At 72.7% G+C, this 21145-nt stretch carries 19 protein-coding genes and 1 riboswitch; of the genes, 7 read left to right on the top strand and 12 right to left on the bottom strand.

Annotation, left to right across the window (positions count from 1 at the left end; all coding sequences use genetic code 11):
* Positions 1-55 precede the first annotated feature (55 nt).
* The gene (locus RKD23_RS14570) at positions 56-1378 is read left to right on the top strand and encodes a D-alanyl-D-alanine carboxypeptidase family protein (protein ID WP_424854077.1); all 1323 of its coding nucleotides are present in this window, start codon (positions 56-58) and stop codon (positions 1376-1378) included.
* On the opposite strand, the gene RKD23_RS14575 is transcribed toward RKD23_RS14570, so the two are convergent.
* Positions 1332-2276, bottom strand: a complete 945-nt coding sequence (locus RKD23_RS14575; RefSeq protein ID WP_424854078.1) for a YihY/virulence factor BrkB family protein — start codon at positions 2274-2276, stop codon at positions 1332-1334. The two genes, RKD23_RS14570 and RKD23_RS14575, sit on opposite strands and share 47 nt — an antisense overlap.
* A 123-nt stretch (positions 2277-2399) precedes the next feature.
* Between RKD23_RS14575 and RKD23_RS14580 the strand changes: the two genes are divergently transcribed.
* Positions 2400-3143, top strand: a complete 744-nt coding sequence (locus RKD23_RS14580) for a decaprenylphospho-beta-D-erythro-pentofuranosid-2-ulose 2-reductase (protein WP_424858238.1) — start codon at positions 2400-2402, stop codon at positions 3141-3143.
* Between the two features lie 16 nt (positions 3144-3159).
* Here RKD23_RS14580 and RKD23_RS14585 read toward each other — a convergent pair whose 3' ends face one another.
* The gene (locus tag RKD23_RS14585; protein WP_424858239.1) at positions 3160-3744 is read right to left on the bottom strand and encodes a 2'-5' RNA ligase family protein; all 585 of its coding nucleotides are present in this window, start codon (positions 3742-3744) and stop codon (positions 3160-3162) included.
* 215 nt (positions 3745-3959) lie between these two features.
* Complete coding sequence (trpS, locus tag RKD23_RS14590; protein ID WP_404043462.1) at positions 3960-4973, bottom strand: tryptophan--tRNA ligase; 1014 nt, start codon at positions 4971-4973, stop codon at positions 3960-3962.
* A gap of 89 nt (positions 4974-5062) precedes the next feature.
* Here trpS and RKD23_RS14595 point away from each other — a divergent pair, with 89 nt between their 5' ends.
* The 3 genes from RKD23_RS14595 (at position 5063) to RKD23_RS14605 (ending at position 7383) form a co-directional block, all read left to right on the top strand.
* The gene (locus RKD23_RS14595; protein WP_424854079.1) at positions 5063-5698 is read left to right on the top strand and encodes an RNA polymerase sigma factor; all 636 of its coding nucleotides are present in this window, start codon (positions 5063-5065) and stop codon (positions 5696-5698) included.
* Complete coding sequence (locus tag RKD23_RS14600; RefSeq protein ID WP_424854080.1) at positions 5685-6518, top strand: hypothetical protein; 834 nt, start codon at positions 5685-5687, stop codon at positions 6516-6518. The genes RKD23_RS14595 and RKD23_RS14600 overlap by 14 nt, the downstream gene beginning before the upstream one ends.
* A gap of 103 nt (positions 6519-6621) precedes the next feature.
* A complete protein-coding gene (locus tag RKD23_RS14605; RefSeq protein ID WP_424854081.1) occupies positions 6622-7383 on the top strand; it encodes a hypothetical protein in 762 nt (253 codons plus the stop codon).
* A gap of 19 nt (positions 7384-7402) precedes the next feature.
* On the opposite strand, the gene RKD23_RS14610 is transcribed toward RKD23_RS14605, so the two are convergent.
* The 4 genes from RKD23_RS14610 to RKD23_RS14625 all read right to left on the bottom strand — a co-directional run bounded on the left by RKD23_RS14610 (position 7403) and on the right by RKD23_RS14625 (position 12560).
* Positions 7403-8854 (bottom strand): glycine hydroxymethyltransferase, encoded by a 1452-nt coding sequence (locus RKD23_RS14610; protein WP_424854082.1) that lies wholly within the window; start codon positions 8852-8854, stop codon positions 7403-7405.
* A 31-nt stretch (positions 8855-8885) separates the two neighbouring features.
* Positions 8886-8971, bottom strand: a riboswitch (ZMP/ZTP riboswitch).
* A 74-nt stretch (positions 8972-9045) separates the two neighbouring features.
* Entirely contained in the window at positions 9046-10230 is a 1185-nt protein-coding gene (locus RKD23_RS14615; RefSeq protein WP_424854083.1) for a glutathionylspermidine synthase family protein, read from the bottom strand.
* A gap of 25 nt (positions 10231-10255) precedes the next feature.
* Positions 10256-10630: a hypothetical protein gene (locus RKD23_RS14620; protein WP_424854084.1), complete on the bottom strand. Its 375-nt coding sequence runs from the start codon at positions 10628-10630 to the stop codon at positions 10256-10258.
* Positions 10631-10673: 43 nt separating this feature from the next.
* Complete coding sequence (locus tag RKD23_RS14625; protein WP_424854085.1) at positions 10674-12560, bottom strand: PLP-dependent aminotransferase family protein; 1887 nt, start codon at positions 12558-12560, stop codon at positions 10674-10676.
* 47 nt (positions 12561-12607) lie between these two features.
* Here RKD23_RS14625 and RKD23_RS14630 point away from each other — a divergent pair, with 47 nt between their 5' ends.
* Together RKD23_RS14630 and RKD23_RS14635 are read left to right on the top strand one after the other, a co-directional pair.
* Complete coding sequence (locus RKD23_RS14630) at positions 12608-13102, top strand: carboxymuconolactone decarboxylase family protein (protein ID WP_404043475.1); 495 nt, start codon at positions 12608-12610, stop codon at positions 13100-13102.
* Positions 13099-13836 carry an isocitrate lyase/PEP mutase family protein gene (locus RKD23_RS14635; RefSeq protein ID WP_424854086.1) on the top strand — a complete coding sequence of 246 codons (738 nt, stop codon included), beginning with the start codon at positions 13099-13101 and terminating at the stop codon, positions 13834-13836. The genes RKD23_RS14630 and RKD23_RS14635 overlap by 4 nt, the downstream gene beginning before the upstream one ends.
* A gap of 106 nt (positions 13837-13942) precedes the next feature.
* Here the strand turns inward: RKD23_RS14635 and RKD23_RS14640 are convergent, their stop codons facing one another.
* From RKD23_RS14640 to RKD23_RS14660, 5 genes are all read right to left on the bottom strand, one after another.
* On the bottom strand, positions 13943-14893 hold the full coding sequence (locus RKD23_RS14640) for an ABC transporter substrate-binding protein (protein WP_424854087.1): 951 nt from the start codon (positions 14891-14893) through the stop codon (positions 13943-13945).
* Position 14894: 1 nt separating this feature from the next.
* Positions 14895-16829, bottom strand: a complete 1935-nt coding sequence (locus RKD23_RS14645) for an ABC transporter permease subunit (protein WP_424854088.1) — start codon at positions 16827-16829, stop codon at positions 14895-14897.
* Positions 16829-17929 (bottom strand): quaternary amine ABC transporter ATP-binding protein, encoded by a 1101-nt coding sequence (locus RKD23_RS14650; protein WP_424854089.1) that lies wholly within the window; start codon positions 17927-17929, stop codon positions 16829-16831. Before RKD23_RS14650 ends, RKD23_RS14645 begins: the two co-directional genes overlap by 1 nt.
* Complete coding sequence (locus RKD23_RS14655; protein WP_424854090.1) at positions 17929-19464, bottom strand: GMC family oxidoreductase; 1536 nt, start codon at positions 19462-19464, stop codon at positions 17929-17931. Before RKD23_RS14655 ends, RKD23_RS14650 begins: the two co-directional genes overlap by 1 nt.
* A gap of 138 nt (positions 19465-19602) precedes the next feature.
* A complete protein-coding gene (locus RKD23_RS14660) occupies positions 19603-21102 on the bottom strand; it encodes an aldehyde dehydrogenase family protein (protein ID WP_424854091.1) in 1500 nt (499 codons plus the stop codon).
* Positions 21103-21145 lie beyond the last annotated feature (43 nt).

The following is a 21145-nucleotide window of genomic DNA, read 5'->3' on the forward strand; positions in this document are numbered from 1 at the left end:
CCGGGGTGGGGAGGCGGGCGGGACATCGTCTTCCCGTGCATGTACTTTCTCGGTCGTGCCCGCACCCAAGAAGACCGTCAGGCGATCCCTGCTGGTCACCTCCGCCGCCCTGCTGTCCCTGCCGCTGGCCGCGCCCGCCGCCGTGGCCGCGCCGAAGCCGTCGCCGAGTCCCTCGGTGAGCCCTTCGGCCACTCCCCCGGCGGACATGTCGAAGGTCGGCGGCGCCCGGCTCGGCCTGCCCGGCACCCAGGTGGAGCTCGCGCCCGGCGTGCCGGTGCTGCCCAAGGGCATCACCGCGCGGTCGTGGATCGTGGCCGACGCGGAGTCCGGTGAGGTGCTCGCCGCGCACAACGCGCACTGGCGGCTCGCCCCGGCCAGCACGCTGAAGATGCTGTTCGCGGACACGCTGCTGCCGAAGTTCCCGCGCACCGACCGGCACAAGGTGGTGCCCTCCGACCTCGCGGGCGTCGGCGCCGGCTCCAGCATGGTCGGCATAAAGGAGGACGAGACCTACTCCGTCCACGACCTGTGGCTCGGGGTGTTCCTGCGCTCCGGCAACGACGCCGTGCATGTGCTGTCCGCGATGAACGGCGGCGTCGACGCCACCGTCGCCGAGATGAACCGGCACGCCGAGGAACTCCAGGCGCTGGACACGAACGTGGTCAGCCCGGACGGCTACGACGCCCCCGGGCAGGTCTCCTCCGCCTACGACCTGACGCTGTTCGCCCGTTCCGGGCTGCAGAAGAAGGACTTCCGCGAGTACTGCTCGACCGCGCGGGCCAAGTTCCCCGGCGAGACGACGAAGAACAAGAAGGGCAGGCTCGTCCGGCCCTCCTTCGAGATCCAGAACACCAACCGGCTGCTGACGGGCGACTACGACATCTCCCAGTACCGGGGCATCGCGGGCGTGAAGAACGGCAACACCACCAACGCGGGCGCCACCTTCACCGGTGTCGCCGAGCGGGGCGGCAAGGTGCTGCTGGTCACGGTGATGAACCCGGAGAAGGACGACCACAACGAGGTCTACAAGGAGACCGCCCGGCTCTTCGACTGGGGCTTCCGCGCGGCCGGCAAGGTGCAGCCGGTCGGTGAGCTGGTGCCGCCGAAGGGCGCGGCGGGCGCGGGTGCCCAGCCCGGCGCGAACGCCTCCGGCGAGGCGGGCGGCGGCTCGGGGGACGGCTCCGGCTCGGGAACGGACAGCGGGTCCGGCTCGGGCGCCGGCAAGCAGGCGGCCGTCGGCGCGGCGACCGACGGCGGCTCGGGCGGGGTGGGCGTCGCCCTGGCGATCACGGGCGGGGTGCTGGCACTGCTGGCGGCCGGCGTGTTCCTGGTCAACCGCCGCTGGCCGCTGCCGGACCTGGTGCGCCGTCGTCGCTGAGCTTTTGCTCTTCTTCCGGTTCCGGTTCCGGTTCCGTTCCCAGCTCCTGCTCTTTGCTCTGCGTCGCCGTCCAGGCGGCGCAGAACAGCACCAGCTTCGACGTGAAGTTGATCCACAGCAGCAGGGCGACAGGGACGCCGAACGCGCCGTACATGCTCTTCGCGGCGATGCCCTGGATGTACCCGCTGAGCAGCAGCTTCAGCAGCTCGAAGCCGACCGCGCCGATCAGCGCGGCGACCAGTAGACGGCGGCGCTCCGGTTCGACGCCCGGCAGCAGGGTGAGGACGTAGAGGAGCACCAGGAAGTCGGCCAGCACCGCGACGGCGAACGCGGCGAGGTACAGCAGGACGCTGCCGATCCCGCCCCGCTCGATGCCCAGCCGGTCGACGATCCAGCCCACCAGTGCCGAGGCGACCGTGGAGGCGCCCAGGGTCACCAGCAGGGCGCCGCCCAGGCCGAACAGCACCCCGGCGTCCTTGGCCTTGCTCAGGATCGGGTTCTCCTCGCTGTCCGGCAGCTCCCACACCGCGCGCAGACAGTCGCGCATCTGGCCGACCCAGCCGATGCCGGTGAACAGCAGCACGGCGCCGGCGATGAGGCCCACCGTGCCGGCGTTGTCGACCAGGGCGCCGATGTCCAACTGGTCGGAGATGCCGGGCACCTGGTCGGCGATCTTGTCCTCCAGCTCCTGCTGGCCGTCCTTGTCGAGGGTGGCCGCGGCGATCGCGGCGGCCACCGTCAGCAGCGGGAAGAGCGCGACGAAGCTCACGAACGTCATCGCGGCCGCCAGCCGCGTCCACTTCACCCGGTCCAGCCGTTCGTACGACCGCCAGGCGTGCGTCGCCGTCAGCCGGTTGTACGCCGGTCCGACGACGGGGAGCTTCTTCAGCCAGTCCATGATCCGACTCTGCCCTCCGCGCGGGAGACCGATGTGTGCGAGTACCCCATTTCGGGGAGCGGACGGATGTTCTCGAACTGGTCGCGCACCTGAGGCGCTACGGTCGCCGACATGCACGCTGTCGTGAAGGACGCCTCCGGCCTGCCCCAGTCCCTGCTCGTCCTCGGCGGTACGTCCGAGATCGCGCTGGCCGTCGCCCGCCGTCTGATCGCCCGCCGCACCCGTACGGTGTGGCTCGCCGGACGCCCTTCCCCGGCCCTGGAGGCGGCCGCCGAGAGTCTGCGCGTGCTCGGCGCAGACACGCGTACGGTCGCCTTCGACGCGCTCGACCCCGACAGCCACGAGGCCGTGCTCGGCAAGGTGTTCGCCGAGGGCGGCATCGACATGGTGCTGCTCGCCTTCGGCGTCCCGGGCGACCAGGCGCGCGACGAGCGCGAACCGGCCGCCGCGGTGCGCGTCGCGCAGACCAACTACACCGGCGCCGTCTCGGCCGGCCTGATCGCCGCCGGCGCCCTGCAGGACCAGGGCCACGGCTCCCTGGTCGTGCTCTCCTCCGTCGCCGCCGAACGCGCCCGTCGCGCCGACTTCATCTACGGCTCCAGCAAGGCCGGCCTGGACGCCTTCGCCCAGGGGCTGGGCGACGCCCTGCACGGCACCGGCGTGCACGTCATGGTCGTACGCCCCGGATCCGTGCGGACGAAGACGACGTACGCTCCGCTGTCCACCACTGCGGAGGCGGTGGCGACGGCCGTCGAACTGGGGCTGCGGCGGCGCTCGGAGACGGTGTGGGTGCCGGGGGCGCTGCGCGTGGTGATGTCGGCGGTACGGCACCTGCCGCGCGGGGTGTTCCGGCGCCTGCCGCTGTGACCCGCGCGCGGGTGGGTCAGTGCGCGGGCAGGGAGCCCTGCTCGAGCGAGGCGGCGCCGGCCTGCTGCGGCACCACGGAACCGCCGAAGAGGTAGTCGCGCAGCTTGCGCCAGACGCCGTCCGGGCCCTGCTCGTAGAGCGCGAAGCCGGTGCAGGGCCAGGCGGCCTCGTAATCGGCGAGTTCCTCGAACGCGCGGTCCATGGACGGCTCGTCGATGCCGTGCGCCACGGTGACATGCGGGTGGTACGGGAACTGCAGCTCGCGCGCGACGGGGCCCGACGCGTCGCGCACCTGCTGCTGGAGCCGGGCACACTCCTCGGCGCCCTCGACGACGTTGACGAACACCACCGGCGACAGCGGCCGGAAGGTGCCGGTGCCGGACAGCCGCATCGGGAAGGGCCGGCCGGCCGCGGCGACGCCCGTCAGGTGCGCCTCGACGGCCGGCAGGTCACCGGCCTCCACCTCGGTCGGCGGCAGCAGGGTGACGTGCGTGGGGATGCCGTGAGCCGCGGCGTCGCCGAAGCCCGCGCGCCGCTCCTGGAGCAGGCTGCCGTGAGGCTCCGGGACCGCGATCGACACACCGATCGTTACGGTCCCCACGTCGTCTCCTGTCGTCGTGTCGTAGTGCGTGTACTGCCTGTGCTGCATGTATTGCCTGTGCTGCGCGTACTGCCTGCACTGCGCGTACTGCGTCTGCTGCGGGCCCCGGTCATCGACTGTACGGCCACGACTGTGCCGCGGGCAGGCGCAGCCGCAGTGATGTGCAGCGCTCTGCCCGGTCGTACGGGTGTGCGGTGGTGCGCCCCGGTCCCGGCTCAGTGCTTGGCCGGCAGGAAACCCACCCGGTCGTAGGCCTGCGCCAGCGTCTCCGCCGCGACGGCACGCGCCTTCTCCGCGCCCTTGGCCAGGATCGAGTCGAGCGTCTCCGGGTCGTCCAGGTAGCTCTGGGCCCGCTCCCGGAAGGGCGTCACGAAGTCGACCACGACCTCGGCGAGGTCCGTCTTGAGCGCACCGTAGCCCTTGCCGACGTACTTCTCCTCCAGTTCGGCGATTCCCGTCCCGGTGAGGGTCGAGTAGATCGACAGGAGGTTGCTCACGCCCGGCTTGGCCTCGGCGTCGTAGCGGATCACCGTGTCGGTGTCGGTGACCGCGCTCTTGACCTTCTTGGCGGTGGCCTTCGGCTCGTCGAGGAGGTTGATGAGGCCCTTCGGCGTGGACGCCGACTTGCTCATCTTGATCGCCGGGTCCTGAAGGTCGTAGATCTTCGCCGTCTCCTTGAGGATGTACGGCTTGGGGATCGTGAAGGTGTCCCCGAAGCGGCCGTTGAACCGCTCGGCGAGGTCGCGGGTCAGCTCGATGTGCTGGCGCTGGTCCTCGCCCACCGGGACCTCGTTGGCCTGGTAGAGCAGGATGTCGGCGACCTGGAGGACGGGGTACGTGAACAGGCCGACCGACGCGCGGTCGGCGCCCTGCTTGGCGGACTTGTCCTTGAACTGCGTCATGCGGGAGGCCTCGCCGAAGCCGGTGAGGCAGTTCATGATCCAGGCGAGCTGGGCGTGCTCGGGCACATGGCTCTGGACGAACAGCGTGCAGCGCTCGGGGTCGAGCCCGGCGGCGAGGAGCTGTGCCGCGGCGAGCCGGGTGTTGGCGCGCAGCTCCTTCGGGTCCTGCGGAACCGTGATCGCGTGCAGGTCCACGACCATGTAGAACGCGTCGTGGGACTCCTGCAGCGCCACCCACTGGCGGACGGCTCCGAGGTAGTTGCCGAGGTGGAACGAGCCTGACGTGGGCTGGATCCCGGAGAGCACGCGAGGTCGATCAGAGGCCATGCCCACCATTCTCTCAGGTCGCGGGGAGCGGTCGGGGACGGGGCGGAAAGTGGTGGGAACCGATCGGTCTCGGGCGGTGTACCAAGAGTGTGAAGACGCGGGAGGGGGGCCGCATCGTCGATGAGGCCGCGGTGATCGCCCGGGTACGCGCCGGAGAGCCGGAGGCGTACGCGGAGCTGGTGCGTGCCCATACGGGCATCGCGCTGCGAGCGGCCGCGGCGCTCGGGGCCGGTGCGGACGCGGAGGACGTGGTGCAGCAGGCGTTCGTCAAGGCGTACTGCGCGCTGGGCCGGTTCCGGGACGGCGCGCAGTTCAAGCCGTGGCTGCTGTCGATCGTCGCCAATGAGACGAGGAACACAGTCCGTACGGCGGCCCGGCAGCGCACGCTCGCCGGCCGCGAGGCGGCCCTCGCCGAGGCCGAGCCGCTGATACCGGACTCGGCGGACCCGGCGGTCGCCACCCTGGAGACCGAGCGGCGCACGGCCCTGCTGGCCGCCCTGGAGAAGCTGAGTGAGGAACACCGTCTGGTCGTCACCTATCGCTATCTGCTGGAGATGGACGAGCCGGAGACGGCCCAGGCCCTGGGCTGGCCCCGCGGCACCGTGAAGTCCCGCCTGAACCGCGCTCTGCGCAAGCTGGGCCGACTGCTGCCGGACTTCCGGCCTGGGGAGGGCGGGAGAGGAATCGGAAGCGCGACCGGGAGAGGAGGTGATGAGCGTGGCTGACGGACGGGAGGACGGGCGTGAGGGGAAGGTCTCCCGGCTGCCGGAGGAGTTGCGGGATCTGGGCCGGTCCCTGGAGCAGCCGTCCGGGTCGGAGTCGATGGCCGAGCGGGTGCTGGCGCAGATACTCGCCGAGCGGCTGCCGGTGCCGGTGGCCGAGCCGCCTGGGCCGGTGGAGCGGATACGGGCGGCTCGGCGCTGGGCGCGGGCCCGCCGCCGGTCCCTGACGGCAGTGCTGTGCGGGCTGCTCACGGTGCTGGCGCTCACGCCTCCGGTCCGGGCGGCGGTCCTGGACTGGTTCGACTTCGCCGGGGTGGAGGTGCGGTACGACCCGTCGGCCTCTCCCTCCCCCGGCGCCGAGGTGCCCGGCTGCGGGCGGCCGGTGTCGCTGCGGGAGGCCGCCCGGCAGACGGGCTTCGAGCCGCTGGTGCCCGAGGCGCTGGGCGATCCGGACGCGGTGTCGGTGAGCCGGGAGCCGCAGGGGCGGTTCCTGGTGACCTTGTGCTGGCGGGTGGAGGGCCGGACGGTACGGCTCGACGAGTTCCCGGCGCATCTGGACATCGGCTTCGCCAAAGCGGTGCCGCAGCCGGTCCAGTGGGTGCGGGTCGACGGCGACTCGGCGCTGTGGTTCCCGCGCGCCCATCTGCTCGACTTCTGGCTCGAGGACGACCGGGGCCGGTTCACCCGCGAGGAACGGACCTCGGGTCCCACCCTGCTGTGGAGCCGGGGCGGCGACACGACCCTGAGGCTGGAGGGCGTGGCGTCGCGGGAGCGGGCGGTGGAGATCGCCGGGTCGCTGAAGCCGGCGCCGGCGCCGAAATAGGGGGACGGGGAGCGGAACCCGAGAGGGTCGGGCGGTGTACCAGAAGTGACAGGCGGCCCGGGGCGGGTCGCGGGGGCTACGTCCGGCTGGGGTTGGGGCTCACATGGGGATGCGGGTGTGGATGCGGATGCGGTTGCTGAAGCTTGTGGGGGAGGGCTGCTGCCGCAGCTGGGCTCGGAGGCTCGCGGGGTCGGCCTCCGCGGCGGCTCTGGCACTCGGTCTGTTGCTGTGGGGCGCACCGGCGGCGACGGCAGGTGGCCTGACGAGCGTGCTGGTGGTGTCGCCGGAGAGCAGGGAGACGGCCTCCCTCTACTACTCCGACAGCGCGTACCGGCGCTTGGAGCGTCTGCTGGGCGAGCCGGGCGAGGGCACGGCGGCGAGGCCTCCGGAGGCGGACCTCGTCCGGACGCGGCAGATCAGTGTGACGTGGCTGGCGCACGACATATCGCCCGTCCGGGTCGACCGCGTCCACCTGGCGTCCGACGGCCCGGAGGTGTGGATCCACACCTCGACGACCCCGCCGGAGTGGACGGGCACCTGGCAGCGCGCGGCCCAGCCGAGCGCGCTGCGCTCACTGCTGGACGAGCTGGGGGTGATGGGCCGGGCGGCGGACCCGGAGACGGCCGCGGGCCCTCCACCGGCGCCGGCCGCCCCGGCGGAGACGGGGCCGCAGGACGACGCCTCGCAGCCGGTCACCGCGTCCGCGCCGCTCTCCGACGACTCCGGCTGGTGGTGGGCTCTGCCGGGCCTGGGCGTCGGCGTGGCGGTGGGGTGCGGCGGGGCGCTGCTGATACGCCGCGCGGCGGCCCGGCAGGAGCCCGGACCGCCGCGGGGAGAGCCTCGGCAGGAGCTGATCGACCTGTGAGCCGTGGGCCCGTGCCCGATCAGCCGAGGTCGATCTCCGGGTAGAGCGGGAAGCCGGCCACGAGGTCGGTGGCGCGGTGGGAGATCTCGTCGGAGACCTTCGCGTCGAGGACGTGAGCCGCCTTGGAGGGGGCGCCGGACTTGGTGGTGCCGGGCTCGGTGGCGGTCAGGACGCGGTCGATGAGGCCGGCCACCTCGTCCATCTCGGCGGTGCCCAGGCCACGGGTGGTCAGGGCGGGGGTGCCGATGCGGATGCCGGAGGTGTACCAGGCGCCGTTGGGGTCGGCCGGGATGGCGTTGCGGTTGGTGACGATGCCCGAGTCGAGAAGGGCCTGCTCGGCCTGGCGGCCGGTGAGGCCGTAGGAGGTGGCGACGTCGATGAGGTTGAGGTGGTTGTCGGTGCCGCCGGTCACCAGGGTGGCGCCGCGTCGCATCAGACCCTCGGCGAGGGCCCGGGAGTTGTCGACGATGCGCTGGGCGTAGTCCTGGAAGGAGGGCTGGCGGGCCTCGGCGAGGGCCACCGCCTTCGCGGCCATGACGTGCGGGAGCGGGCCGCCCAGCACCATCGGGCAGCCGCGGTCGACCTGGTCCTTGAGGGAGTCGTCGCACAGGACCATGCCGCCGCGCGGGCCGCGCAGGGACTTGTGGGTGGTCGTGGTGACGATCTGGGCGTGCGGGACCGGGTCGAAGTCGCCGGTGAGGACCTTGCCGGCGACGAGACCCGCGAAGTGGGCCATGTCGACCATCAGGGTCGCCCCGACCTCGTCGGCGATCTCACGCATGATCCGGAAGTTGACCAGGCGCGGGTAGGCCGAGTAACCGGCGACGATGATCAGCGGCTTGAACTCGCGGGCCTGGGCGCGCAGGGCCTCGTAGTCGATGAGGCCGGTCGCCGGGTCGGTGCCGTAGGAGCGCTGGTCGAACATCTTGCCGGAGATGTTCGGGCGGAAGCCGTGGGTGAGGTGGCCGCCGGCGTCCAGGGACATGCCGAGCATGCGCTGGTTGCCGAAGGCCTGGCGCAGGGTGGCCCAGTCGGCCTCGGAGAGGTCGTTGATCTGGCGGACGCCGGTCTTCTCCAGGAAGGGTGCCTCGACGCGGTCGGCGAGGACGGCCCAGAAGGCGACGAGGTTGGCGTCGATGCCGGAGTGCGGCTGGACGTAGGCGTGGCGGGCGCCGAAGAGTTCGCGGGCGTGCTCGGCGGCGAGGGCCTCGACGGTGTCGACGTTGCGGCAGCCCGCGTAGAAGCGACGGCCGACGGTGCCCTCGGCGTACTTGTCGCTGAACCAGTTGCCCATGGTCAGGAGCGTGGCCGGGGAGGCGTAGTTCTCGGAGGCGATCAGCTTGAGCATCTCGCGCTGGTCGTGCACCTCCTGGCCGATGGCGTCGGCGACGCGCGGCTCGACGGCGCGGATCACGTCGAGGGCGGCGCGGAAGGCGGTGGACTCGGTGGAGAGGGGCTGCTGCTCTGGCATGTCGGCCTCCGGGCGTGTGCGTTCACGGTTCACGGGTGGCCCAGGCGCACGGCACTTGATCGCAGGCCGCTCCCCGATGGTCCATCCCATCCCAGCGCGCCAGTCACGGCCCGGCCCCAGCCTACCGGTCGGTCATGAGCGTGCCGCTCGGGCGTCCACCATGCGAGCGAGACACGCACGAGCCGTGTACCTCACAGGATCACGTGGGGCAGGAAGCGCGCGTACTCGTCCGTCACCAGGCCCGACGACTCGCGGATGCCGAGTCCGGCGGCCTCGTCCTCGACGACCCAGGCGCCGAGGACGACGTGGTTGCCGTCGAAGGAGGGCAGCGGGGCGAGTTGCTGGTAGCAGCAGGGCTCGTCGCGCAGGACGGGGTCGGCGCCGGGGGTGTGCACGGTGACGCCCGCGCCCTCGCGGCCCAGCAGGGGCTTGGCGACGTAGCCGGTCGTCGTCGCCAGTTCGCGGGGGCCGTCGAGATACGCAGCGAGGAGATTCGGGTGGCCGGGGAACAGCTCCCAGAGGATCGCCAGCAGGGCCTTGTTGCTGAGCAGCATCTTCCAGGCCGGTTCGATCCACAGGGTGGAGCCGGTGCCGCCGCCGTTGTCGAGGGTGTCCAGGACATGGCCGGCGAAGCGGTCGGTGGTGAGCCACTCCCAGGGGTAGAGCTTGAAGACGCTGCGGATGAAGCGCAGCCGCTTGTCGACGAAGCGGCCGGAGAGCCGGTCCCAGCCGATGTCCTCCATGGAGATCCACTCGGTGGAGAGGCCGGCCTGTTCCGCGGTCTCCCGCAGATAGGCGACCGTCATCAGGTCCTCGCCGAGTTCGTCGGCGCTGGAGTGCGCGAAGTACAGGGGGCTGCCCGGGGGCAGCAGGGCGGCCTGCCGTTTCCAGGCGGCGACGAGGCGTTCGTGCAGGGAGTTCCACTGGTCGGCGCCGGGGAAGCGCTCCTCCATCCAGAACCACTGGGGGCTGGCCGCCTCCACCAGGGAGGTGGGCGTGTCGGCGTTGTACTCCAGCAGTTTGGCGGGGCCGGTGCCGTCGTGACGGAGGTCGAAACGGCCGTAGACGGAGGGGAGTTCGGCGCGGCGGTGCCAGGAGTCCGTGACGGCGGCGGCGACGCTCGGGTCGGTGATGCCGAGGTCGGCGAGGCGGTCCTCGCGCACGATGTGGTCCGCGGCGGTGAGGCACATGCCGTGGAGTTCCTCGACGACCTCCTCCAGCGCCTCGACCTCCTCCAGGGAGAAGACGTAGTAGGCGCTCTCGTCCCAGTAGGGGCGCAGGGAGTCGTCGGGGTAGCGGGTCAGGGGGTAGATCAGGCCCTGCTCCTCGACGGTCTGCTGCCAGCCGGGGCGGGGTTCGATGGTCCTGCGTTCCATGGTCAGTCGGCGTCCGTGCGGGGGCTCAGCCGCCGCCGCTGCCGGAGCCCGAGCAGCCGAAGCCGCCCCGGTCGACGGCCTCGCTGCGGCTGAAGGTGCCGTAGTCGGCGTAGCCGTCGTCGACCTCGGCGTCGTAGTACCAGGCCGCGTCCCGGGCACCCGCCTTGCCGGACTTGCCGCCGTTGCCGCCCTTGCCGCTCTTTCCGTACGACGAACCCGACGTGCCCGATTTGCAGTTGCTGTCGGCGACGATCTTGTAGCCGTTGAGGTAGTCGTAGCTGTCGCGGTCCACACAGCGGCGGTCGGGGTCGGAGCCGCAGGAGGTGAGGGCCGCCGCGACGACGCCCATGCCGCCGAGGACGACCGTGCTGGAGCGCAGCCGTCGCCGAGTCTGTGCCATGTCCTGTGTCTCCCCCGAGAGTTCGTTCCCGTGCGCGAACACCTTACGGGAGGGCCGCGCACAGCGCGTCGAGGGTTCCGGCCCAGGCGGAGTCGGGCGGGGTGCCGTAGCCGATGACGAGGGCGTCGAGGGGGTCGACGCGGGCGTCGGGGTGGCGGTAGCGGGACAGTCCGTGCACGGCGAGCCCGTGCCAGGCGGCGGCGCGGACGACGGACTGCTCGGTGCCGGGCGGCAGTCGGAGGACGGCGTGCAGTCCGGCCGCGATGCCGGTGACGCTCACCTCGGGGGCGCGTTCGGCGAGCGCGGCGACGAGGGCGTCCCGGCGGCGCCGGTAGCGCAGCCGGGCGGCACGCAGATGGCGGTCGTAGGCGCCGGAGGCGATGAACTCGGCGAGGGTGAGCTGTTCCACGACCCCGGTGGCGCGGGCCCCGCCGAGGTCGGCCACCTCCGCCACGAGCGCCTGCGGCAGCACCAGCCAGCCGAGCCGCAGTCCGGGCGCGAGGGACTTGCTGGCGGTGCCCATGTAGGCGACGTGCTCGGGGTCGAGGTCCTGGAGGGCGCCGACGGGCTGGCGGCGGTCGTAGCGAAACTCCCCGTCGTAGTCGTCCTCCAGGATCAGTCCGCCGGTGCGGCGGGCCCAGTCGACGAGCGCGGCCCGGCGGTCGGGCCGCAGGGCGAGGCCCATGGGGAACTGGTGGGCGGGGGTGAGCAGCACGGCACCCCCGGCACCGGGCAGGCCGGCCACGCCGACGCCGGCCCCCGCACCGGCTGCGGCGCCCGAGCCCACGCTGCTACCGGCACCGGACCTGTCGCCCACGCCCACGCCGCTACCGGCACCGGACCCGTCGCCCACGCCCACGCCCCTACCGGCACCGGACCTGTCGCCCACGCCCACACCGCTACCGGCACCGGACCCGTCGCCCACGCCCACGCCCCTACCGGCACCGGACCTGTCGCCCAAGCCCACGCCGCCCTCGGCACCGGAGCCGCGACCCCGGCCCGGGCCGCCCCGGCGACCGCGTCGACCGCCCATGCCGGCCCCGGCCCCGGCAACGGACTCGCGGTCCGAGCCCAGGCCATCCCCCGCACCGGACCCACCGCCCACACCCGAACCGCCGACGGCACCGGCACCCGCACCGGCCGCACCGCCCAAGCCCAAGCCCAAGCCCACGCCCGCGCCCGCGCCCGCGCCAACACCCAAGCCACCCCCAACAAGTCCCTCACCCCCAAGCCCGCCCGTGACCGTGCCGTACGTGTCCAGCGGCAGCGGAACCGTGCGGAGTCCCGCCCGTTCGACGAGGTCCCAGTGGAGGTCGAGGCCGTAGGACTCCACGCCCAGGGAGGTGACGCCCCGGCGGTGCAGGGCCTCGGTCAGGAGGCGCAGGCCCTGGGCGAAGCCGGCGCAGACGACGATGCGGTCGGGGTCGGTGCGGACGCCGCGGGCGCGGGAGAGGTAGTCGGCGAGGGCGGTGCGCAGCTCGATGCGACCGCGCGGGTCGCCGTAGCCGAACGCGTCGTGCGGGGCGGCGGCCAGCGCGCGACGGGTGGCCTTGAGCCAGGCGGCGCGCGGGAAGGAGGCGAGGTCGGGGGTGCCGGGCTTGAGGTCGTAGCGGGGCCGGCCGGGGACCCGGTGGGGATGCGGCGCCGCGGCGGCGGCCGGGGGTGCGGCGCGGTCGGCGACGCGGGTGCCCGAGCCCTGCCGGGCGGTGAGCCAGCCCTCGGCGACGAGGTCGGCGTAGGCGTCGGCGACGGTGTTGCGGGCGATGCCGAGGTCGGCGGCGAGTGCGCGGGAGGACGGCAGCCGGGTGCCGGGCGCGAGCCGCCCGGTGCGCACGGCCTCGCGCAGGGCGTCGGTCAGTCCGCGCCGCAGGCCCGGCCCCGCGGGCTCCAGATGCAGGTCGATGCCGAAAGTGGCCCAAGATCTCGCCATGAAAATGGACCATACTCCTGGGCTGCCTGGCTCCTAGGGTCGAGGACATGACGACGAACACCGAATACGCCCCCGAACGCCCCGCCCGGCTGGCCTGGACCGAACACGCCCCGGATGTCTACAAGGCCATGGTCCGGCTGGAGGTGGCCGCCAAGAAGGGCCTCGACCCGACGCTGGTGGAGCTGGTCAAGGTCCGTGCCTCGCAGATCAACCACTGCGCCTTCTGCGTCGACATGCACAGCAAGGAGGCGCTCGCCGCGGGCGAGAGCGTGGAGCGGATCGTCCAGCTCAGCGCCTGGGAGGAGTCCGAGCACTTCTACACCGAGAGGGAGCTGGCGGCGCTCGCGCTGACCGAGGCGGTGACGGTGCTGACCGACGGTTTCGTGCCGGACGCGGTGTACGAGCGGGCGGCCAAGCACTTCGAGGAGGCGGAGCTGGCTCAGCTGATCGCCGTGATCACGGTCATCAACGCCTGGAACCGGTTCGGCGTGACCTGTCGGCTGGTGCCGGGCCACTACGAGCCGGCGAGGCCCAAGCAGTGAGCGCCCGACAGGACGGGGCCGCCGTCTTCCGCGCCCTGCACCGCAGGCCCTCCCCCACCGACCCGATCGTCCTGCCCGGCCCCTGGGACGCGGCGAGCGCCCGGGTCTTCGCGGAGGCGGGCTTCCCCGCGCTGGCCACGCCCAGCGCGGGGGTCGCCGCCTCGCTCGGGTACGCGGACGGGCGGACCCCGGCCGACGAGATGTTCGCGGCGGTCGCGCGGATCGCGCGGGCCGTGGACGTGCCGGTGTCCGCGGACGTCGAAGGCGGCTACGGGCTCGCGCCGAAGGAGCTGGTGGAGCGGCTGCTGGAGGCGGGGGCCGTGGGCTGCAACCTTGAGGACTCCGAGGACGGTGTCCTCAAGGACCCGCGAGCACACGCCGACCGGCTCGCCGAGGTGCGCGCCGCGGCCGCCGACCGGCTGTTCGTGAACGCCCGTGTCGATGTGTTCCTGCACGGCGACCGCGACCCCGAACAGGCCATCGCACGGGCCGCGTTGTACGTCGCCGCGGGCGCCGACTGCGTGTACCCGATCGCCGCGCCGCTGGACGTGCTGCCGCTGCTGCGGTCGGGGATCCAGGGCCCGCTGAACATGTACGCGCCCATCGGCCAGGCCGACGGCCCCTCCCCCGCCGAGCTCGGCGAACGAGGGGCCACCCGGGTCACGTTCGGGCCCGGACTCCAGCAGCAGGCGACCGCGGCACTGCGACAGATCGCGGCCGGCCTCGCGAAGTGACCGCCGTCAGACCGTGAAAGCGACCGTCAGACCGTGAAAGCGACCGTCAGACCGTGAAAGCGACCGTCAGACCGTGAAAGCGACCGTCAAGCCGTGAAAGTGACCGTCAGGACAGCCACGCCCGCCACGTCGACTCGTGGCTGTCCACCCACTTCTTCGCCGCCTCGTCGGGCGTGAGCTTCTGGTCGGCGATCATCAGGGACACCGCGTTCTGGTCCTCGGTGGTCCACCGGAACTTCTTCAGGAAGGCGGCGGCCTGTCCCCCGTCGTGCGCGAAGTCCGCGTTGAGGTACTTCTGCAGCGGGGTGTGCGGGTAGGCGCAGGCGACCTTCTCCGGGTCGGCGTCGCAGCCGTCCTTGTACGCGGGCAGCTTCACCTCGGTCATGGGCACCTTCTCGAACAGCCACTGCGGTGCGTACCAGTAGGTGAGGAAGGGCTTCTTCGCCTTGGCGAACTGCTGGATCTGCGTGATCTGCGCGGCCTCGGAGCCGGCGAACACCACCTGGTAGTCCAGGTCGAGGTTGTTCACCAGCGCCTTGTCGTTGGTGACGTACGACGGGGAGCCGTCCAGGAGCTGGCCCTTGCCGCCGCTCTCCGGGGTGCGCATCTGCCCGGCGTACTTGTCGAGGTTCTTCCAGTCGGTGACGTCCGGGTGCTGCTCGGCGAAGTACGTGGGCACGTACCAGCCGATGTGCCCGGTGACGCCGAGGTCGCCGCCGGGGGCGATGGTCCTCTTGTCCTTGACGTACCGCTGTTCCTGGTCGGGGTGGCCCCAGTCCTCCAGGATGGCGTCGACGCGGCCCTGGCTGAGGGCGTCCCACGCGGGCACCTCGTCGACCTGGACGGTGTCGACGCGATAGCCCAGCTCGTGCTCCAGCAGGTACTGGGCGACGGCCACGTTGGCCTGCGCCCCGACCCAGGACTGCACGGACAGGGTGACGGTCTTGGCGCCCTCGGCGTTGGCGAAGGGCGAGGCCTGCTTCGTCATGTCGGCGGCGCCGCAGCCGGTGAGCAGCGCGAGCGCGCCCACCGAGGCGGCGAGAATACGGATACGCATGTCAGGCTCCCTTCTTCGCGCGCCGCTCGGTCGGCTGGGTCACGCGGTCGAGCATCAGGCCCAGGCAGACGATGGCGGCGCCCGCGACGAGGCCGGTGGCCAGGTCGCCCTGGGCGAGCCCGAAGACGACGTCGTAGCCGAGCGCTCCGCCGCCGACCAGGCCGCCGATGATGACGACGGCGAGGACCAGGACGACGCCCTGGTTCACGGCGAGCAGCAACGCGGGCCGGGCCAGCGGCAGCTGGACCTGCCGCAGCTGCTGCCAGCCGGTCGCGCCGAGCGAGCGCGAGGACTCCAGCGCGGCCGGGTCGACCTGGCGCAGGCCCTGCGCGGTGATCCGCACGACGGCGGGCAGCGCGTAGACGACCGCGGCCGCGACGGCCGGGGCGCGGCCGACGCCGAACAGGGCGACGACCGGGATCAGGTACACGAACTGCGGCATCGTCTGGAACACGTCCAGCACGGGCCGCAGCGCCTTGTCGACCCGCTCGCTGCGGGCGGCCGCGACGGCGACGGCGAAGCCGAGGACCAGGGTGACGGCGACGGCCGCGAGCACCTGGGAGAGGGTGTCCAGGGCGGGCTCCCATACGCCCAGCACACCGATGGCGGCCATGGCGGTGGTCGCGGTCAGGGCGGTGCGCCAGGTGCCGATCAGCCAGGCCAGGGCGGCCACCACCAGCAGGACCGCCCACCAGGGCAGCCAGAGCAGGCCGTCGCGCAGCGGGTCGAGCACCCAGGTGGTGAACCGGCCCGCCCAGTCGGCGGTGCCGCCGACCACGGGCACGCCCGAGTACAGGTGCGCGGTCATCCAGTCGACCGCGCGGTTGACCGGCCCGGCGATGTCCAGCGCCCAGCTCTCGGGCCACTCCAGGCGGCCCATGAGCCGCCCGGCGACCGCGATCCCGACCGCGCCGACGAGGGCGTACGGCCATCCCGTCCGGGTCGGCCGGGAGTCGCTGTGGCCCGCGGCCGCGGTCACCCGGTCCAGGACGACCGCGAGCAGCACGATGGGGATGCCGGCCGCGAGGGCCGCGCCGACGTCGACGGAGGCGAGCGCCTGGTAGACGCGGTCGCCGAGGCCGCCGGCGCCGATCACGGAGGCGATGACGGCCATGGACAGCGCCATCATGATCGTCTGGTTGAGGCCGAGGAGCAGTTCCCTGCGGGCCAGCGGGATCCGGGCGGTCAGCAGCCGCTGGCGCGCGGTGGCGCCCAGCGAGTCGACCGCCTCCAGCACCTCGCCGTCGGCGCCGCGCAGACCGAGCGCGGTCAGGCGGGCCATGGGCGGGGCGGCGTAGACGACGGTGGCGAGGACCGCGGCGGGCACGCCGATGCCGAAGACCAGCACGACGGGCAGGAGGTAGGCGAAGGCCGGCAGCACCTGCATGGTGTCGAGCACCGGACGCAGCGCGCGGTGCAGCCGGTCGGACAGGCCGCCGGCGAGCCCGAGAGCCGCGCCTACGACGACGGAGGCGAGGACCGCCACGGTCATCAGGGCGAGGGTCTGCATCGTCGGCACCCACATGCCGAGCGCGCCGCAGGCCAGGAAGGCCGCAGCCGTGCCGAGCGCGAGCCGGAGGCCCGCCACCCGCCAGGCGACGAACGCGCCGAGCGCGGTGACTCCGGCCCAGCCCGCGGCGAGGAGGCCGAGGTAGACGGCGCGTACGGCGAGGACGACGGCGTTGCTGACGTGGCCGAGGCCGTAGAGGAACACCGGGTGGCTGTCGCGGTGGTCGATGATCCACTCGCCCGCGCCGGTCAGCGGCTTGTCGAGGTCGACCGTGAGGGCCGCGGGCCAGGTCGCGCCCGGCCAGCGGGTGACGGCCAGCGGGACCAGGACGGCGGCGGCCAGCGCGAGCAGGATCAGCTTGGCGATGCCTCGGTGGCGCAGGAGTGCGGGGACGCTGCGCGGGGGTGTCGCGGTGAGGGTGGCCATCAGACGACCTCCGCGTTCTCCGCGTCGGGCCGCGGGGAGGGCACCGCCGGGGCGCTTGGGGTGACGCCGGCGACCACACCCAGCAGGCGCTCGTGGTCCACCACACCCAGGCAGCGGCCCTGCTCCACGACCCTGGCCGGCTCCCCCGCACGCGCCACGGCCTCGATCGCCTCGGCGACCGTCGCGCCGGGCGCCACCGCCGGGCCGGAGCCCGCCTCGTCCGCCGACGCCGGGCGCATGGCCGTACGGGCGGTGATGACCTGCTCGCGCGGCACGTCACGCACGAAGTCGCGGACGTATTCGTCGGCCGGGGAGCCCACGATCTCCTCGGGGGTGCCGAGCTGGACCACGCGGCCGTCGCGCATCAGGGCGATGCGGTCGCCGAGGCGCAGCGCCTCGTTCAGGTCGTGGGTGATGAAGACCATCGTGCGGCCCTCGTCGCGGTGCAGGCGGACGACCTCCTCCTGCATGTCCCGCCGGATGAGCGGGTCGAGCGCGCTGAACGGCTCGTCGAACAGCAGCACCTCCGGGTCGACGGCCAGCGCCCGGGCGAGGCCGACGCGCTGCTGCTGGCCGCCGGACAGCTGGCCGGGCCTGCGCTGTTCGAGGCCCTCCAGGCCGACCTTGGCGACGAACTCGGCGGCCTTCGCCCGGCGTTCGGCCTTGCCGACGCCCTGGATCTCCAGGCCGTACGCCACGTTGTCGAGGACCGTGCGGTGCGGCAGCAGGCCGAAGTGCTGGAAGACCATCGCGGCGCGGTGGCGGCGCAGATCGCGCAGCCGGGCCGCGTCCATGGCGCGGACGTCCTCGCCGTCGATGGCGAGGGATCCGGCGGTCGGCTCGATAAGCCGGGTCAGACAGCGCACCAGCGTGGACTTGCCGGAGCCGGACAGGCCCATGACGACGAAGACCTCGCCCTTGCGGACGTCGAAGGACACGTCCCGGACGGCGGCGGTGCAGCCGGTGCGGGCGCGCAGCTCGGCGGGGTCGAGGGCGGCCAGCTCGGGGTCGGCGGGGACGCGCTCGGCCTTGGGGCCGAACACCTTCCACAGCCCGTCGACGGAGAACACGGGGGTACCGGGGGTACTAGGAGTACTCATCACGCATCACCACCGATCAGCTCGGCGGCCTTCTCCCCGACCATGAGCACGCCGATCATGGGGTTGACCGCGGTCATGGTCGGGAACACGGACGCGTCGGCGATGCGGATGCCGTCCAGTCCGCGGAGGCGCAACTCGGGGTCGACGACCGCCAGTTCGTCGTCGGCGGCGCCCATACGGCAGGTGCCCGCCGGGTGGTACACGGTGTGCGCGACCTTACGGGCGTACTCGCTCAGTTCTTCGTCACTGGTGACGTCGGGGCCGGGGCACACCTCGCGCTTGAGCCAGCCGGCCAGCGGCTCGGCCTTCGCGATCTCGCGGGCGATGCGGATGCCGTCGACGAGGGTGCGGCCGTCGTAGTCGTCCTCGTCGGTGAAGTAGCGGAAGTCCAGCGCGGGCTTGACCGCCGGGTCGGCGCTGGTGAGGTACAGCCGGCCCCGGCTCCTGGGCTTGGGGATGTTGGGGGTCATGGAGACGCCGTGGGCGGGGCGTTCGTAGCCGAGCCGCTCCGGGTTGTCCGTGAAGGGGATCTGGTAGAAGTGGAACATCAGGTCGGGGCCCTGGTGTCCGGGGTCGCGGCGCACGAACAGGCCCGCGTCGGAGTCCATCGCGGAGTTCTCCGGGATGGGCCCGTTCGTCTCCCACACGATCACCGACTCGGGGTGGTCGAGCAGGTTCTCGCCGACGCCGGGCAGGTCGAGCGCCACGGGTATGCCGAGCGCCTTGAGGTCCTCGCGCGGGCCGATGCCCGAGTGCAGCAGCAGCCGGGGCGAGTCGACCGCGCCCGCGCACAGGACGACCTCGCGGCGGGCCCGGACCAGCAGCTCCTCGCCGTCCTTGGTGCGCACATGGACGCCCTCGGCCCGGCCGTCGGTGAGTTCGAGCTTGTACGCCCAGGTCTCCAGCAGCACGGTCAGGTTGGCGCGCTCGTCCATCACCGGGTGCAGATACGCCACCGACGCCGAGGACCGCTTGTTGTTCTCGGGGTGGTAGGCGAGGTCGAAGAAGCCGACGCCCTCGGTGAAGGGCTGCTTGTTGAAGCCCTCGACGCGGGGTACTCCGAGCGCCGCCTGGGCGGCGTCGACGAAGTCGCGGGCGATGGCGTTGCGGTCCTTCTCGTCCACGGAGACGATGTTGTTCTTCAGGCGCGCGAAGTACGCCTCCATCGGCACAGCACCCCAGCCCTTGGCGCCGGCCGCCTCCCACTCGTCCCAGTCGGACGGGAGCGGCTTGAAGGAGATGAGGGTGTTGTGCGAGGAGCAGCCGCCGAGCACCCGGGCGCGGCTGTGCCGGATGTGCGAGTTGCCGCGGGGCTGCTCGACCGTCGGGTAGTCGTAGTCGAGTTCGCCGCCGAGCAGGCCCATCCAGCGGCGCAGGGTCAGCACGTCGTCGCGGCCGACGTCGCTGGGGCCGCCCTCGATGACGGCGACGGTGACATCGGGGTTCTCGGTCAGACGGGAGGCGATGACGGAGCCGGCGGTGCCGCCGCCGACGACGACGTAGTCGTACTCGTTCTCGCGGGTGTGGTCGGACATGGGGTGGGAACTCCAGGGGGGTCTGGTGCAAAGGGGGCGTGGCGGAGGCGCCCTAAGGGGCGCGGGGAACTGCGCGACCAGCCACAACGGCGCCGCAGACGCCGAACGACGAACCGAGGCACTGTCAGGGGCGCAATGTCAGCCCCGGAACCACCGCACCGGGCTCGGCGCAAGGTTCTGGTACACGTGCTTGCTCTCGCGGTACTCCGCGAGCCCGGACGGGCCCAGCTCGCGGCCGACGCCGCTGCGGCCGAAGCCGCCCCACTCCGCCTGCGGCAGATAGGGGTGGAAGTCGTTGATCCAGACGGTGCCGTGCCGCAGCCGCCCCGCGACCCGCCGGGCGCGCCCCGCGTCCGCCGTCCACACCGCGCCCGCCAGGCCGTACTCGGTGTCGTTGGCGAGGGCGACGGCCTCGTCCTCGGTGCGGAAGGTCTCGACGGTGAGGACCGGGCCGAAGATCTCCTCGCGGACGACCTTCATCGCGCGGTGGCACCCGTCGAGGACGGTCGGCTCGTAGAAGTACCCGGGCCCCTCGGGGCGCTTGCCGCCGGTCCGCAGCACCGCGCCCTCCTCCAGCGCGGAGGCGACGTACGCCTCGACCTTGGCGCGCTGCTGCTCGGAGACGAGCGGGCCGCACTCGACGCCGTCGTCGGTGCCGCGGCCGAGGCGGATACGGCCCGCACGCTCGGCGAGTTCGGCGACGAAGCGGTCCCTGACCGACTCCTCGACGATGAGGCGGGAGCCGGCCGAGCAGACCTGGCCGCTGTGGATGAAGGCGGCGTTGAGGGCCTGGTCGACCGCGGTGTCGAAGCCCTCGTCGGTGGCGCAGGCGTCGGCGAAGACGACGTTGGGGTTCTTGCCGCCGAGTTCGAGGGCGACCTTCTTGACCGACATGGCGGCCGCCTGGGCCACCTTGACGCCGCTGGCCAAGCCGCCGGTGAAGGACACCAGGTCGACGTCGGGGTGCTCGGCGAGGCGGGCGCCGACCGTGTGGCCGGGGCCGGTGACGACATTGGCGACCCCGGCGGGCAGGCCGGCCTCCGTGAGCAGGTCGATCAGGGCGACGGTCGTCAGCGGGGTGATCTCGCTGGGCTTGACGACGAAGGTGTTGCCGGCCGCGAGAGCGGGCGCGATCTTCCAACTGGCCTGGAGCAGGGGGTAGTTCCAGGGGGTGATCAGCGCGCACACGCCGACGGGCTCGTGCACGACGACGCTGTGGACGTCCGGGGTGCCCGCGTCCACGACCCGGCCGGGCGCCTCGGCGGCGACGAGGTCGGCGAAGTAGCGGAACGCGTCGGCGACACAGTCGATGTCGATACGGCCCTCTTCGAGGGTCTTGCCCGCGTCCCGGCTCTCCAGCAGCCCGAGCCGCTCACGGTCGCGCACGAGCAGGTCGGCGACGCGCCGCAGCAGGGCGGCCCGCTCGGCGGCGGGGGTGCGGGGCCAGGCGCCCTGTCCGCCGTCGAAGGCGCGGCGGGCCGCCTCGACGGCGCGGTCCGCGTCCCTCTCGTCACCCTCCGCGACGACGTCGAAGGGCCGGCCGTCCGCCGGGTCGACGATCTCGCGGGTGGCTCCGGAGAGCGCGTCGTACCACTCGCCGTCTGCATGGATCGTCCGTCGTGCCTGCTGCCTTGCCATGGTCGGTATTGCCTTCCGTTCCTGTGCGATTCCCCTGAGTGAC

It is taken from the genome of Streptomyces sp. SAI-170, from assembly GCF_049739565.1.
In the GTDB taxonomy this organism is placed as follows: Bacteria; Actinomycetota; Actinomycetes; order Streptomycetales; family Streptomycetaceae; genus Streptomyces.